The 15,772-nt window shown below is 69.9% G+C and carries 8 protein-coding genes; 4 read left to right on the top strand and 4 right to left on the bottom strand.

What is annotated here, in order from left to right:
* Window positions 1–26 precede the first annotated feature (26 nt).
* The 3 genes from recC to recD are packed head-to-tail and all read left to right on the top strand — an operon-like array spanning window position 27 to window position 8,400.
* A complete protein-coding gene (gene recC / locus AB0H36_RS05860) occupies window positions 27–3,341 on the top strand; it encodes an exodeoxyribonuclease V subunit gamma (protein ID WP_360517168.1) in 3,315 nt (1,104 codons plus the stop codon).
* Window positions 3,338–6,637 carry a UvrD-helicase domain-containing protein gene (locus AB0H36_RS05855; protein ID WP_360517165.1) on the top strand — a complete coding sequence of 1,100 codons (3,300 nt, stop codon included), beginning with the start codon at window positions 3,338–3,340 and terminating at the stop codon, window positions 6,635–6,637. The genes recC and AB0H36_RS05855 overlap by 4 nt, the downstream gene beginning before the upstream one ends.
* The gene (recD, locus tag AB0H36_RS05850) at window positions 6,634–8,400 is read left to right on the top strand and encodes an exodeoxyribonuclease V subunit alpha (protein ID WP_360517162.1); all 1,767 of its coding nucleotides are present in this window, start codon (window positions 6,634–6,636) and stop codon (window positions 8,398–8,400) included. Before AB0H36_RS05855 ends, recD begins: the two co-directional genes overlap by 4 nt.
* A gap of 34 nt (window positions 8,401–8,434) precedes the next feature.
* On the opposite strand, the gene AB0H36_RS05845 is transcribed toward recD, so the two are convergent.
* On the bottom strand, window positions 8,435–9,211 hold the full coding sequence (locus AB0H36_RS05845) for a phytanoyl-CoA dioxygenase family protein (protein WP_360517160.1): 777 nt from the start codon (window positions 9,209–9,211) through the stop codon (window positions 8,435–8,437).
* A 144-nt stretch (window positions 9,212–9,355) separates the two neighbouring features.
* Window positions 9,356–10,330, bottom strand: a complete 975-nt coding sequence (locus AB0H36_RS05840) for a hypothetical protein (protein ID WP_360517157.1) — start codon at window positions 10,328–10,330, stop codon at window positions 9,356–9,358.
* Between the two features lie 95 nt (window positions 10,331–10,425).
* Between AB0H36_RS05840 and AB0H36_RS05835 the strand changes: the two genes are divergently transcribed.
* On the top strand, window positions 10,426–10,701 hold the full coding sequence (locus tag AB0H36_RS05835; RefSeq protein ID WP_360517154.1) for a DUF167 domain-containing protein: 276 nt from the start codon (window positions 10,426–10,428) through the stop codon (window positions 10,699–10,701).
* A 228-nt stretch (window positions 10,702–10,929) separates the two neighbouring features.
* Here the strand turns inward: AB0H36_RS05835 and glgX are convergent, their stop codons facing one another.
* Both glgX and AB0H36_RS05825 read right to left on the bottom strand, forming a co-directional pair.
* Window positions 10,930–13,047 (bottom strand): glycogen debranching protein GlgX, encoded by a 2,118-nt coding sequence (gene glgX / locus AB0H36_RS05830; RefSeq protein WP_360517151.1) that lies wholly within the window; start codon window positions 13,045–13,047, stop codon window positions 10,930–10,932.
* Window positions 13,044–15,755, bottom strand: a complete 2,712-nt coding sequence (locus tag AB0H36_RS05825) for a hypothetical protein (protein ID WP_360517148.1) — start codon at window positions 15,753–15,755, stop codon at window positions 13,044–13,046. The genes glgX and AB0H36_RS05825 overlap by 4 nt, the downstream gene beginning before the upstream one ends.
* Window positions 15,756–15,772: the final 17 nt, after the last annotated feature.

Here is a 15,772-nt window from a genome sequence, read left to right as displayed (position 1 = left end):
TCGATGGGGCGTGGGATGCTGCCTCGGTGACGCTGTTCCTCCACCGTGCCGAGCGCACGGACGTGCTCGCGCGCGGATTGGGTGACCTGCTCGCCGAGCCGTTGGCCGACCCGTTCGCCGAGGAACTCGTCGTGGTGCCGGCCCGGGGCGTGGAGCGTTGGCTGTCGCAGCGGCTCGCGCACCGGCTGGGGGCGGCGCCGGCGGGTGGCGACGGGGTGTGCGCTGGGGTCCGGTTCATGTCGCCGCGGTCGCTGGTGTCCGCAGTGCTGGGGCTCGGCGACGACGACCCGTGGGCGGCTGAGGCGATGGCTTGGCCGCTGCTCGCCGTACTGGATGAGTCACTTGACGAGGCCTGGTGCGAGCCGGTGGCCCGGCACCTCGGCCACTTCGACACTGGGACCGAGGCCGAGCTGCGCAACGGCCGACGGTATGCGGTCGCGGCACGGCTGGCACGGCTCTTCGCGGCGTACGCCGTTCAGCGGCCGACGCTGCTCGCGGACTGGACCGCGGGCCGCAACACTGACGGCCGCGGGGCAGCGGTCGACGACGACCTGGCGTGGCAGCCTGAGCTCTGGCGACGAATGTCCGACCGAATCGATGCGCCACCACCGAACGCGCGGCACATCGAGACGCTCACCGAGCTCCGCGATCGGCCCACGTCGTTCGACCTGCCGGAACGCCTGTCCCTGTTCGGGCACACCCGGCTCCCGATCACGGAGGTCGAGCTGCTGTCCGCGCTGGCTGAGCATCGCGACGTACACCTGTGGCTGCCGCATCCCAGCGGCGCGCTGTGGGACCGTCTCGCGGCCGCCGGGACCAGAGCAGGTGATCGATCGCTCGACAAGAGCCATCAAGAGGCTGATCACCCCCTGCTGGCCACGCTTGGACGGGACAGTCGCGAGCTGCAGTTGACGCTGGCAACGACATCGGCCGTCGACGACCACTCCGCGCCGCCTCCGGCGCCGGACACTCTGCTGGGTTGGCTGCAGGAGGACCTGCGCGCCAACACCGTCTCCCCCGCTGGCCGGCGCTTGGCGGCGGACGATCGGAGCGTCCAGGTGCACGCCTGTCACGGCGCCGCCCGGCAGGTCGACGTACTGCGCGACTTACTGCTGGGGATGCTCCAGGCCGATCCGACGCTCGAGCCGCGCGACATTCTCGTCATGTGCCCCGAGATCGAGACCTATGCCCCGCTGATCACCGCCCGGTTCGGGCTCGGTGACCTCGGCGGGAACAGTCATCCCGCGCACCGGCTCCGGGTGCAGCTGGCAGACCGGTCGTTGACCCAGACGAATGCATTGCTCGGGATCGCGTCCCAGCTGCTCGACCTCGCCGGCAGCAGGGCCACGGCCAGCCAGGTGCTCGACCTCGCCCAGGCCGAGCCGGTCCGCCGCCGGTTCAGGTTCACCGATGACGACCTGGACACCATCACCGCCTGGGTCCGCGAGTCGGGCGTCCGGTGGGCGTTCGACCGCACCGACCGCCGGCAGTTCGGCCTGGCCGACTACCCACAGAACACCTGGCGGTTCGGCGTCGACCGGGTGGTCAGTGGCGTGACGATGTCCGCCGACGCGCACGCCTGGATCGACACTGCGCTTCCGCTGGACGACGTCGGCAGCACCCGGATCGATCTGGCCGGCCGATTCGCGGAGTACGTCGACCGCCTGCAGCTGATCGCCAGTCGTCTGGACGGCGCCCGGCCGCTCGCCGAATGGCTCGACACACTCCGCGCCGGCATCGAGCAGCTGACCCGGGTCGGCCCCGACGACACGTGGCAGACCGGCCAGGTCCAGCGCGAGTTCGCCGGCGTCGCCGCCGGTGCCGGCAGCCTCGCCGGTACGGCGCTCAGGCTGCCCGACGTCCGGGCGTTGTTGTCCGCCCACCTGGCCGGGCGACCGACCCGCGCCAACTTCCGGACCGGCACGTTGACCGTCTGCACAATGGTGCCGATGCGCTCGGTCCCGCACCGTGTGGTCTGCTTGCTGGGGCTCGACGACGGCGTGTTCCCGCGCTTCGGTCTCGCGGACGGCGACGACGTACTGGCCAGGTGCCCGGTCACGGGCGAACGCGACGTCCGTAGCGAGGACCGCCAGCTCATGCTCGATGCGATCCTCGCCGCCACCGAGTCACTGGTGATCACCTACACCGGCGCGAACGAGTACTCCGGGCAGCCGCGGCCGCCCGCCGTACCGCTGGGCGAGTTCCTCGATGCGCTCGACGGCTGCACCGAGTCGGAGGTCCGGGACGCGGTCCTGGTCAGGCATCCACTGCAGCCCTTCGACGGCAAGAACCTCGAGCCGGGCCGGCTCGGCCGGCCGGGTCCGTTCACGTTCGACCCGGCCGCGCTGGTCGCAGGGCGGGCCGCGGCGGGGTCCCGGCCACCGCGGCCGGAGTTCCTGGCCGCTCCGCTGTCGCTGCCCGCGGGCGACGACGTGGGGTTGGCCGACCTGCTGGCCTTCTTCCGTGATCCGGTGAAGGGGTTCTTCCGGGCGCTCGACCTGACCTTGCCCTGGGAGGTCGACGGGGTGTCGGACGCGATGCCGGTCGAGATCGACAACCTGGAGAAGTGGTCGGCCGGCGACCGGATGCTCCGCGACATGCTGGCCGGCATCCACCCGAACGCCGCGCTCAACGCCGAGTGGCGACGAGGAACGCTGCCGCCCGGGAGACTGGGCTGGCGCACCGCGACCGAGATCCGTGATGCTGCCCGTGGGCTCGCCGTCGGCGCCCACCCCCATCGGCAGGGCAGTCCGCGCGCGTTCGACGTGGATGTTGACCTCGGCAACGGTCGGCGCCTCACCGGCACCGTGCCCGGCCTGTACGCATACCGGCTGGTGTCGATCAGCTACTCGCGCCTGGATGCCAAGCAGCTGCTGAGCGCGTGGGTGCAACTCCTCGCGCTGTCCGCCAACGACGAGGACCACAACTGGACCAGTCTCGTCATCGGCCGGGCCGCGCGAGGCCATGCTCCCGCGCTCCGGCTGTTCGGTCCGGTCGGGGCGGAGGCCGCTGCGCTGCTCGCTGATCTGGTCGCAATCTACGACGCCGGTCGCCGGGAACCACTGCCGCTGCCACTCAAGACGTCGTACGCCTGGTACCAGGCGCGCCGAACCCACGACGACCCGACGATCGCCGCCGGCCGTCGGTGGCGTCCGTCGAACTACGACGGCGAGAACGCCGATCCTGCTCATGTCCGCGTCTGGGGTCCCAACACGTTGCTGAACGTGCTGCTGCAACCGACGCGCCCAGGTGAAGAGCAACCAGGCGAGTCGACCCGGCTCGGGGCCTACGCTGCTCGGCTCTGGGGACCGATGCTGCGCTTCGAGCAGGGGGCGCCGTGATCGAGGCGTTCGACCTGCTCGGACCGCTGCCGACCGGCACCACCGTGCTGGAAGCGAGCGCCGGCACCGGGAAGACCTATGCGCTCGCCGGATTGGTCACGCGGTACGTCGCGGAGGGCGCCGCCCGACTCGACGAGATGCTGCTGATCACCTTCGGTCGCGCAGCGAGCCAGGAACTCCGGGACCGGGTGCGCGCCCAACTGGTGGAGGCCGAACAGGCCACCGCGACGCCGGACCTGTGGACCGACGACGCCGGCCTGCTCGGCCACCTCGTGCGCGGCAACGCGGACGACGTCGCGGAGCGCCGAAGCCGCCTCCGGGACGCGCTCGCCAACTTCGATGCCGCCACCATCGCGACGACTCACCAGTTCTGCCAGCTCGTACTGCGCTCACTCGGCGTCGCCGGTGACACCGACGCCGGCGTCACGCTCGTCGACGACCTCGGACCGCTCGTCGCCGAGGTCGTCGACGACCTGTACCTCGCGCACTTCGGCAGCTCGGCGCAGCCACCGCCCATCACCCGAGCCACCGCACTCGAGATCGCCACCAAGGTCGTCGGCAACCCGCACACCCGGCTGGTGCCCGAGACGCCCTCCGACGGCTCGCCCGAGAGCGTCCGCGTCGGCTTCGCGCGAGCCGTCCTGACCGAGATGGAGCACCGCAAGCGCCGCCTCGGCATCCTCGGGTACGACGACCTGCTGACGCGACTCGCCGATGCGCTGAAGGACCCCGCAGCGCCGGCACGTCAGCGGATGCATCGCCGCTGGTCGGTGGTCATGGTCGACGAGTTCCAGGACACCGATCCGGTGCAGTGGAAGGTGGTCGACGCCGCGTTCAACGGGCACAGCACGCTGGTGCTGATCGGTGATCCGAAGCAGGCCATCTACGCCTTCCGTGGCGGTGACATCGCGACGTACCTCACGGCCGCGGGAACCGCTGGTGAGCGCCGCACCCTCGACACGAACTGGCGCAGCGACCAGCCGCTCGTCGACTGCCTCCAGGTCGTGCTGGGCGACGCCCGCCTCGGCCACGACGACATCGTCGTCCACAAGGTCGCCGCGCATCATCAGGGCAGCCGGCTCACCAGGGCGCCGTCCGACGCGCCGTTCCGGCTGCGGGTCGCCCGTCGGGAGCAGTTCGGCTCGGCCACCCGCAAGAGCATCCCGATGGACGATCTCCGCGACCACATCGCCCGCGACCTCGCCGCGGACATCGGTCGGCTGCTCGCGGCCGGAGCGACGTACGACGGTTGCCCCCTGCGCGCGGGTGACATCGCAGTGATCGTCGAGGCACACAAGGACGCCCGGGCCTGCCGCGAGGCGCTCGCCGCCGCCGGGATTCCCGCGGTTTACTCGGGCGACCTCGACATCTTCGCCTCGCAGGCCGCCAAGGACTGGCTGTGTCTCCTCGAGGCGTTCGAACAACCGCACCGCTCCGGTCTGGTACGCGCCGCGGCGACCACCATGTTCTTCGGGGAGACCGCGGAGAGCCTGCACGCCGGCGGTGACGAGCTCACGGACCGGATCGGGCACACGTTGCGCGCGTGGGCCGACCACTTGCGGACGCGCGGAGTCGCTGCTGTCTTTGAGGCAGCGCAACTCAGTGGGATGTCGGAGCGGGTGCTGGCCTGGCGGGCCGGCGAGCGGGACATGACCGACCTCGCGCACCTCGCCGAACTGCTGCACGAGACCGCACATCGCGAGCGGTTCGGGCTGCCCGCACTGCTCGACTGGTTGCGTGCCGAGCGCGCCGGCAAGGGCCGGACGACCGAGCGGACGCGGCGGCTCGACAGTGACGCCGCGGCCGTGCAGATCATGACCGTCTGGGTGAGCAAGGGCCTGCAGTACCCCGTCGTCTACCTCCCGTTCGGCTTCAACCGCCACATCTTCGACGATGAGGAACTCCTGCTGTTCCACGAGAACGGCGTCCGAAGCCTCGACATCGGTGGGCGGAACCACAGCGGTTACCCGGCCAACGAGCGGCGCTGGCGGACCGAGGTCGCGGGTGACGACATCCGGCTCACGTACGTCGCGCTGACCCGTGCGCAGTCCCAGGTGGTCGCCTGGTGGGCGCCTTCCTGGGACGAGATCAACGGTGGGATCTCGCGGCTGCTGCGTGGTCGCAGACAGGGCGACCCGGTGGTGCCCGAGAGCTTGCCGCGGGCGGCGTCCGACGACGACGTGCTGGTCTGGCTGCGGCGCTGGCAGCAGGCCGGTGGGCCAGTCATCGAGGAGTCGGTGATCGGCGAGCAGCTCGAGCCGGTGGCTGCGGAGCTGCCGGGCGGGCTGACAGTCGCGTCGTTCTCCCGGGAGGTCGATCTCGCCTGGCGTCGTACGTCGTACTCCGGGCTGATCCGTGCGGCCGAGCAACAGGTGAGCGGCGTGGCCAGTGAGCACGAGGACAGTGGGCTGGAGGACGAGTCGATCGATTCGGTGCCGGCACCGGGCGTCGTACCACGCGAGGCGCTGCCGTCTCCGATGGAAGGGCTGCCGGTCGGGGCAACCTTCGGTTCGCTGGTGCATGCTGTGCTCGAGGACGCCGACCCGCATGCACCTGATCTCCGGGCCGAGCTGGCCGGACGGGTCCGTGAGCAACTGCGCATGTGGCGGGTCGACGTGACCCCGGACGTCCTGGCGGAGGCCCTGCTGCCCTTGCACACCACGCCACTCGGACCGCTGGCGCCCGGACTGACCCTCGGTGCCCTCGGCCTCGGCGACCGGCTCCGCGAGCTGGAGTTCGAGATCCCGCTGGCCGGGGGCGATCTGGCCGTCGCGGCCGACGTACGGCTGGCCGACCTGGCGCCGCTGCTGCGCCGTCACCTTCCGGCGTCCGACCCACTCGTCGCGTACGCCGACCGCCTCGAACAACCCCTGCTCGGCCGGCAGAGCCTGCGCGGCTACCTCTCCGGCTCGATCGACGTCGTACTGCGGATCCCGTACGGCGACAGCCACCGCTTCGTCGTGGTCGACTACAAGACCAACCGGCTCGGCGACCCCGAACAGCCGGCCACCTCGGCGGACTACGGGCGCGACCAGCTCGCTGCCGCGATGCTGCACTCCGACTATCCCCTGCAGGCCATGCTGTACTCGGTGGTGCTCCACCGGTACCTCCGCTGGCGGCTGCCGGCGTACGACGCCGACCGCCATCTCGGTGGTGTCATCTACCTCTACCTGCGCGGAATGTGCGGCCCGGACACGCCGCTCCAGGACGACCACCCGGCCGGCGTTTTCAGCTGGCCAGTGCCGCCCGCTCTGGTGCTCGAGCTGTCGGACCTGCTCGACGGGAGGACCTTGTGACTACGACCGTCGACGAGTTCGACGCCTCGCTGGCGCTCACCGCTGCCGGGAGGCTGCGTGACTTCAACCAGGCCGGAGTGCTGGTCGCGGCCGACGTCCATGTGGCCACTCGGCTGACGTCGATGCTGGGCGAGAGCGACGAATCGGTCGCGCTCGCGTGTGCGCTGGTCGTCCGGGCAGTGCGCGCAGGCTCCGTCTGCCTCGACCTCACCGAGGTCCGCGAAGAGGTCGGCCCGGACGGCGCCGACCTGGACTGGCCCGACCCCGACGAGTGGCTGGCAGCCGTCGCGGCCAGCCCACTGCTCGCGGCACCGCAGCCGCTTCGGCTCGAAGGCAGCCGGCTCTACTTCGACCGGTACTGGCGAGAGGAAGAACAGGTCGAGGAGGATCTCCGCCGCCGATCCGGCCAGCCGGCGCCGGTGATCGCCGACGAGGATGCACTGCAGGCAGGACTCGGCCGGCTCTTCCCCGGTACGTCGTACGAGGAGCAACGGATCGCAGCGGAGACAGCGGCCAGGCAATGGACGACCGTGCTCACCGGCGGTCCAGGCACCGGCAAGACCACCACAGTGGCAGCACTGCTGGCGTTGCTAGCCGAGCAGGCGGAGAAGGCCGGCCAACGCCGTCCGTGGATCGCGCTGACTGCACCGACCGGCAAGGCCGCGGCTCGGTTGGAGGAAGCGGTCCGCGACGAGATGCGCCATCGGCTCTCCGACGCGGACACTGCGCGACTGGGCGACTTCCACGCCCGTACCCTGCACATGCTGCTCGGTCGGCGCCCGGACTCGTCGACCCGATTCCGCCACAACCGCGACAATCGGCTGCCGCACGACATCGTCGTCGTCGACGAAACCTCGATGGTCTCGCTGACGATGATGGCGCGCCTGCTGGAGGCAGTACGGCCCGACGCCCGGCTGGTGCTGGTCGGCGATCCCGACCAGCTGGCCTCCATCGAAGCCGGTGCGGTCCTCGCAGATCTGGTCGAAGGACTGGTCGCCGGCGGACACGCGAAGGCAGCCGAGCTGCGCACGTCGCACCGGTTCGGCAGCGAGATCGGCGACCTGGCGCTCGCGGTCCACGAGAACCGCCCGGACGACGTACTCGCCGTGCTCCGCCGTGGTGGCGATCGGGTCACGTTCATCGAGGACGAAGACCCGCGAGAGAAACTGCGATCCGTGCTGCTCCCCGATGCACTCGCGATCCGGGCAGCCGCCGAAGCCGGCAACGCCGACGCCGCCCTGACTGCACTCCAACGGCACCGCCTGCTCTGCGCCCACCGCGACGGCCCGTGGGGCGTCACGTACTGGAACCGGACGGTCGAGCGCTGGATCACCGAGGAGACCGAAGACCCACTCTGGGACACCTGGTACGTCGGCCGGCCGATCCTGGTCACCGCCAACGACTACGGCCTCGGCATCTACAACGGCGAGTTGGGCGTCACCGTGCGCCGACCGGACGGCTCCCTGCGCGTCTACATCGACAGCACACGCGGACGGCTCGACTTCGCCCCCGGCCGCCTCGGCAACGTCGAGACTCTGCACGCGATGACGATCCACAAAGCCCAAGGCAGCCAGGCCGCCGAAGTGACCGTTCTGCTGCCCGGCGAAGACTCCCGGCTCCTCACCCGCGAACTCTTCTACACCGCGGTCACCCGCTCCCAGGACCACGTCCGCATCGTCGGACCCGAGGCCGCCGTACGCCGGGCCCTCGACCACCGAGCGCTACGAGCCACCGGCCTACGCCAGCGCCTCGCACAACGCTGAGCGGATGGCGACAGGCCGGTGTCGCGTCCGTGCGTCAGATCGGCAGCGGATCGTAGTTGGCGCCGAACGGGGCGTCCGGCCTCGTGAACTCCCCCATCAGCGCGCGCCTCAAGGGCGTGGTGCGCTCGAGGAACTCGGGGTCGTTGCCGAAACGGTCGGCCATCCGGACCCACGGTGGGCTGTAGACGTAGTGCGTCGTGTAGCGGTCGTAGTCGCCGTCGTGGCGGAAGGTTCGATGCCAGACGCCGTTGTGGAACACCAGAGCAGCCCCGGCCTCGGCGCACACGACATGGCCGATCGCGATGTCGTCGTTGCTCTCCCGGATCGAATCAGGTAGGCCGACCCGCGAGCGGTGGCTGCCGGGAATCAGCTCCATGTTGCCCATGCCGGGCACAGTCTGATCGGTGAGCAGGTACGACACCCGGAGCTGAAGCAAGGGAACCGGGAATCCCAGGTCCTTGAACTCGAAGGCGGACGATCCGTCCTGGTGCCAGCGGCCGTTCCCCGCGTGCGCCGGCTGCATGGTGTTCCAGCCGGCCTGCAGCACGAACCGGTCGCCGAGCAGACCCTGCACCTTCGGAAGGACGTCAGGATGATCTATGAGCCGCTCCAGAACCGGCTCGCTCTCGTAGGTCCGCCCGATCTGCCCGAACTCACGGTCGCGGCTCTCGTGCAGACGCTGCGAAACGTCGTACGCCTCCGCGGCCTCGTCCTTCGTCAGGACGTTCGGAATCAGGAAGTAGCCCCACGACTCGAAGATGAAGCGGTCGGTCTCGGTCAGTCGGCCTTTGTCGACGACGGGATCGAGCATCACTGTGTCCTTTCGTTGGAACGGCTTCTCGGACCTGGCTCGCGCAACAGCCACCCCTCGAGGCAACCCGCGGATGGTGGCTCTCAGGGTTTCGCGCGTCGTGCCACCGGCGAAAGTGCCAATACCCCCGGATTGGCATCCAACTCAGGATTCGCCGGACGAGCTGGGAGTGGGTGTGCTGGCTATCGGTTGCCAGGCTGGTTGTCCGTCGAAGCCGGGGGCCTTCGCCAGGGATCGGCGGGCGCCGGTCTCGAGGTCTACGACGTAGACGTCCCATGAGCCCTCTGCGTCGGAGTAGTAGGCGAGGGACCGGCCGTCCGGCGACCAGCGCGGTCGTTCCTCCGAGGCCGACTCGGCCACGACCGAGCGCTGACCGGTGCCGTCCGCGGCTACCACCGCGATGTCGAAGCCGGACGACGTCACGATGTTGTACGCCAACTGCGAGCCGTCGACCGACCAGGCCGGGTTGATGCCACGGGTCGGCTGCGGGAGGAGCGGCTGTTCGAGGCCGGTGTCCGGGTCGACCGCGTGGAGCTCAGGCGCGCCGCTGCGCGTGGTCGCGAAGCCGATCCGCGAACCGTCCGGCGACCATTGCGGCTTGTCGTCCAGCCCGGGCGAGTTCACCAGTTGCCGGACGTTCGAACCGTCGACGTTCAGTACGAAGATGTCCCAGTCCCCGTCCCTGTTGGAACTGAAGGCCAATCGGCGTGCGTCGGGTGACCAGCTCGGGTAGAAGTTCGCGGCCGCGTTGCGGGTGATCTGCGTCAGTCCCGTCCCGTCCTGGGAGATGAGGTAGATGTCGCTCGCTGCCGGCGACCCTGCGTTGAATGCCAGCCGTCGGCCGTCCGGCGACCAGGACGGGTGCGAGACCGGCGGGAGCGCGCCGGTCAGCCGCCGCACGTTCGAGCCGTCCGCCTGCATCAGGTAGAGCGCGTCGACGCCGTCACGATCGGAGACGAAGGCAATCAGCCCACCCGCGTTCGAGGCCGGCGGCTGCGGCAGCCCAGGCGGCGACGACGCCTGCTGCGACGCCTCGGGTTCGGGCGTCGACGACGTGCACCCGAGGATCCCGGCCAACAGCGCGCCGCTGACCAGCCGCTGCCCGTGGACTGCCCACACGTCCTGAGCGTCACGGCCGATGCGACGGACCGCCAAGCAGCGGCCCGCTTCCGTGTCCGAATCGTTGCGGACAGACGGCGGGCGAGAATGGGGCCGTGAGGATCCTGCTGCGCGTCAAACCGGGTGCGTCCCGAACCGCCGTCGGCGGCCGGTACGACGGTGCATCCGGTCCGGCCCTGGTGGTCGCGGTGTCGGCCCGTGCGGTGCAGGGCCAGGCGACGAAGGCGGTCTTGGAGGCGGTCGCAACGGCGTTCGGCGTACGGCGCGCGGCCGTCACGCTGGTACGCGGCGCAGCCAGCCGGGACAAGCTGGTCGAGATCGACGGCGACGACGCGGACCTTCAGCCCAGACTCGAGACCCTCCTCGGCTGAAGCACGGTCATAGCTCCGCGATCCGGACGCCGTTGTCACATTCCGACGGCGTACGTCGTCGTACTGATGAGCGCATCACACCACCAGCAGCCCGAGGAGGCGAGACCGATGCGTCAAGTCTTGATTCGACCAAGGCCAACACGAACCCTCAGGCGCAGACGCCTCAAAGCCCTCGACCTCCGCACGCCGTCAGGCCGACCCCTCCCGTTCTGACACTTGGTGGCCTCCTCAGCGGTGGGCGTGTAGGAGGACGATCGAGCGGGGGTTGACCGGGACGTGGTCGCCGGCGGCGAGGTCGTCCGTGGGTGTGGTGCTGTCGAGTTCGTAGGTGTCGATCTCGCGGGTCCACGTCTTGCCGGTCTCGGTCGCCGGTACGACGAAGTCGAGCGGCTCCCACCAGGCGTTGACCAGGATCAGGAAGTCGTCGTCGACCAGCAGGGATCCGTCCGGGGCCCGATCGGGTGCGTCGTCGCCGTCGAGGTAGAGCGCGATGCTCCGCGCGCCCGGGTCGGCCCAGTTCGCCGCAGTCATCTCGGTGCCGGCCGGGGTGAACCACCGAAGCTCCCCGGCCTCCACACCGGTGAGGAACCGGCGCCGCCGGAACACCGGATGGTCCCGGCGCAGCGCGATGAGCTTCTTGGTGAACGCTGCCAACCGCTCGTCCGATGTGGACCAGTCGAACCAGCTGATCGCGTTGTCCTGGCAGTACGCGTTGTTGTTCCCCTGCTGGGTCCGGCCGAGCTCGTCGCCGCCGAGCAGCATCGGTATCCCGAACGACAGCATCAGCGTCGTGAGCATGGCACGGCTCTGCCTGGCTCGTAGGTCCAGGATCAATTGATCGGTGGTCGGCCCTTCGACTCCGCAGTTCCACGAGCGGTTGTCGTTGCTGCCGTCGGCGTTCGCCTCGCCGTTCGCCTCGTTGTGCTTGGCGTCGTACGAGACGAGATCGGCCAGCGTGAAGCCGTCGTGAACCGTGATCAGGTTGACCGAGGCGGTCGGGCGCCGGCCTGCCACGGAGTACAGGTCGGACGAACCGCTGAGCCGGGAGGCGAACTCGCCGATCAGGCCGGGGTGGCTGCGCCAGAAGTCGCGCATCACGTCGCGGTACCGGCCGTTCCACTCACTCCACAGCGGCGGGAAGCGGCCGAGGTCGTAGCTGTCGGCCTGCCCGACGTCCCACGGCTCGGCGATGAGCTTCGTGCGGGAGACCACCGGGTCCTGCGAGATCAGGTCGAAGAACGCCGCCATCCTGTCGAAGCTGCCGTCCTCGCGCGCCAGTGTCGGCGCCAGGTCGAACCGGAAGCCGTCGACCCGCATCTCGGTCAGCCAGTAGCGCAGCGAGTCCATGATCAGCTGAAGACTGACCGGGCTGTCGGCGTTCAGCGAGTTGCCGGTGCCCGTCGTGTCCACGTAGAACCGCAGGTCGTCCGGGGCCAGCCGGTAGTACGCCGGGTTGTGCAGTCCGCGATGGCACAGCGTCGGGCCGAGGTGGTTCCCCTCGGCGGTGTGGTTGAAGACCACGTCGAGGATGACCTCGATGCCGGCGCCGTGGAGCGTGTCGACCATCGCCTGGAACTCGGCGACCTGCTGGTCGGGCCGACCGGCCCGGACCGCGGCGGAGTAGCCGGCGTGCGGTGCGAAGTACCCGATGGTGTTGTAGCCCCAGTAGTTGGTCAGGCCGCGTTCGACCAGGAACCGCTCGGGCACGCTCTGGTGCACCGGGAGCAGCTCCACGGCAGTCACCCCGAGATCGACGAGATGTGCGACCGCGGCCTCGTGAGCGAGTCCGGCGTACGTGCCCCGCAGCGGCTCCGGTACGGCTGGGTGCGTGGCCGTGAATCCTTTGACGTGGAGCTCGTAGATGATCGTGTCGGCGTAGGAGTAGGCCGGTCGGGGACGGTCGCTCCAGTCGAAGGAAGTGTCGACCACCAGGCTCCGGGGGACGCGTCCGGCCGAGTCCAGCATGCTCGGGGCCTCGACCTCGTCGACCGCGTAGCCGAGCAGTTCCGGCCCGAACCGCACTCCGCCGTCAACGGCTCTCGTGTAGGGGTCGAGCAGCAGCTTCGCCGGGTTGCATCGCAGACCTCGACGCGGTTCGTACGGTCCGGTGGCGCGGTAACCGTAGGCCTGACCGGGCCGCACACCGGGCAGGAACCCGTGCCAGATGTCGCCATCACGTTCCAGCAGCGGAATCTGGGTCTCCTTGCCGTCGGAGTCGAACAGGCACAAGAGCACACCATCGGCCGCCGATGCGACGGCGAAGTTCGTGCCGTCCGGTCCGGGAGTCGCGCCGAGCGGGGCGGCCGCGCCGGGCAAGGCGAGCGGGGTGGAGACCTGCGTGGTCATGATCGGTCACCCATCCCGCGGAGCACGTCGCCGATGGACTGGACCGACCCGTGCCGGCGCCGGATCAGATCGGCGACCAGACCGGTCCAGCCGGTCTGATGCGCGGCGCCCAGACCAGCCCCGTTGTCGCCGTGGAAGTACTCGTGGAACATCAGGTTGTCCTTCCAGTTCGGGTCGTGCTGCAGCCGGTCGACCCCACCGAAGCAGGGCCGCCGGCCGTCCGGGCCGACGAGGAAGATCGACACCAGCCGGGCGAACAGATCGTCGGCGATGGCGTCGAGAGCGAGCCGCCGGCCAGATCCGGTCGGGTACTCGAGCTTCAGGTCGGCGCCGAAGAAGCGGTGGTAGCGCAGTACGGCGGTGGCCGCCAGGAAGTTCAGCGGGAACCAGACCGGCCCGCGCCAGTTCGAGTTGCCGCCGAACATGTCGGTGGTCGACTCGGCCGGCTCGTAGTCCACCGTGGCGCGGATCCCCTCCACCTCCAGCGTGTACGGGTGGTCGCGGTGGAACGCGGAGATCGAGCGCAGACCGTACGGCGACAGGAACTCGGCCGGATCGAACAGCCTGTCGAACAGGCGGAGTACCTGGTCGACCCCGACGGTGCCCATCAGCAGGCGCTGCTGCCCGGCCTCGCCCCGAAGTACGCCGGCCGCCGCCAGGCTCTCGCGGTCGCGCAGCCCCTGGCGCTCGAGGAACCCGGCGAACTGCTTGCCCGGGGCAACGGCTCTCGCGAGGAGCTGGTCGTCGATCACGGCGACCGCCAGCAGCGGGATGATGCCGACCATCGAGTGCACCTTCACCGGTACGACGCCGCCGCCGCGGGTGACGATCCGGTCGTAGAACAGGCCGTCGTACTCGTCCCACATCCCCTGCTGCGACATCGCCGCGCGAATCGAGGCGAAGTGCTCGAGGAACTTGTGGACCAGGTCGCGCGCCGGCCGGTGGCCGGTCCGGTTCAGGATCGCCGCGATCGTCGTCATGGCCAGCGCGTACGCCGCCATCCAGCCGGTGGCGTCGGACTGTTCGAGCACGCCGCCGACCGGCAGGTGCGAACGGTCCAGCGGGCCGATGTTGTCCAGCCCGAGGAACCCGCCCTCGAACAGGTTCGACCCGTCGGCGTCCTCCCGGTTGACCCACCAGGTGAAGTTGATCAGCAGCTTGTCGAAGATCCGGCTGAGGAAGTCGAGGTCGCGGCCGCCGTCGATGGCGAAGACCTCCAGGGCCGCGAACGCCTGCACCGGCGGGTTCACGTCGCCGAAGTCCCACTCGTAGGCCGGCAGCGCGCCGTTCGGGTGCTGGAACCACTCGCGGCACACCAGCAGCAGTTGATCCTTGGCGAACCCCGGATCGACGTGCGCGAGCGCGATGCAGTGGAAGGCGAGGTCCCAGGAGGCGAACCAGGGGTACTCCCACTTGTCCGGCATCGACATCACGTCGAAGGCGTTGAACGTGCGCCACCGGTGGTTCCGCCCGGTGTGCCGCGAGGCGGGCGGCACCGGCTGTCCCGGGTCGCCGTCCAGCCAACGGGCAACGTCGTAGTAGTAGAGCTGCTTGCTCCACAGCATCCCGGCGAAGGCCTGCCGCATCACCATCGCCTCGTCGGGCGAGGCAGCCGCCGGAGTCAGCTCGGCGTAGAACTCGTCAGCCTCCGCATGCCGGGTCCTGAGGACCTCCTCGTACTCCGGTCCGAGGGCGGTTGCGAGGTCCGCACCTGATCCGGCGGGACGCAGCCGCAGTCGCAGCTCCGCGGTCGCGCCCGGTGCGACGTCCACGCGGTACCAGGCCGCGCACTTGGTGCCGCGCTGCGCGGGATCGACGGTCGGCGCACCCGTCACGACGTGGTCGTTGATCCCGTCCTTGGGGTACGTCGTCGACCCCGCGACGCCGTACAAGCGCTGGGTGTTGGTCTCGTTCTCACAGAACAGGAGCCTCGGCGCGGTCCCGTCCGGACCCGGTGCCGTCAGCAGCTCCAACTCACCCAGGGACGGGTGCGACGCGCGCACGGTCAGGTCACCCGTCGCGGCGAGCTCGGGCCGTGGAGCACCCGTGCTCCACGACCACGTGTTGCGGAACCAGACCGTCGGCAGGACGTGCAGCGTCTCCGCGGCGGGTCCTGCGTTCGTGACCTGGACCGACATCAGCACATCGGTCGGGCTCGCCTTCGCGTACCGCACCTCGACGATCCAGTACCGGTCGTCGTCGAACGCGCCGGTGTCGAGGAGTTCGTACTCCGCATCGAGTTTGCCGCGCCGTCCGTTCTCGGCTCGCAGGTCTTCGTACGGGAACTCCCGCTGCGGATAGTGGTAGCGCCACCGGTTCCAGGCGTGGCTCGGCACGGCGTCGCAGTACCACCAGTAGTCCTTCACGTCCTCGCCGTGGTTCGCCTCCGCACCGGTGAGCCCGAACGGCCGCTCCTTGAGGATCGGGTCGCGCCCGTTCCACAACGCCAGCCCGAGGCACAGCCGTTGCTCGATGTCGCTGAACCCGGCCAGTCCGTCCTCGCCCCACCGGTACGCCGTCGCACGGGCCCGGTCGTGCGAGAGGTAACCCCACGCCTCGCCGTCGGCGCTGTAGTCCTCCCGCACGGTGCCCCACTGACGCTCGCTGAGGTACGGACCCCAGAGATACCAATCGCTGCGCTGCGACGCCGGACTGTCGCCCGCCATTCGCTCGCGCTCGGCTCCGGGCATGGGTGGCTGTGTCGTCACGCGATCCTCCCAGCGAT

Source organism: Kribbella sp. NPDC050820 (genome assembly GCF_040653975.1).
In the GTDB taxonomy this organism is placed as follows: domain Bacteria; phylum Actinomycetota; class Actinomycetes; order Propionibacteriales; family Kribbellaceae; genus Kribbella.
Note: the sequence above shows the minus strand (reverse complement) of the source record. Positions and strands in the feature narration are given on the sequence as shown.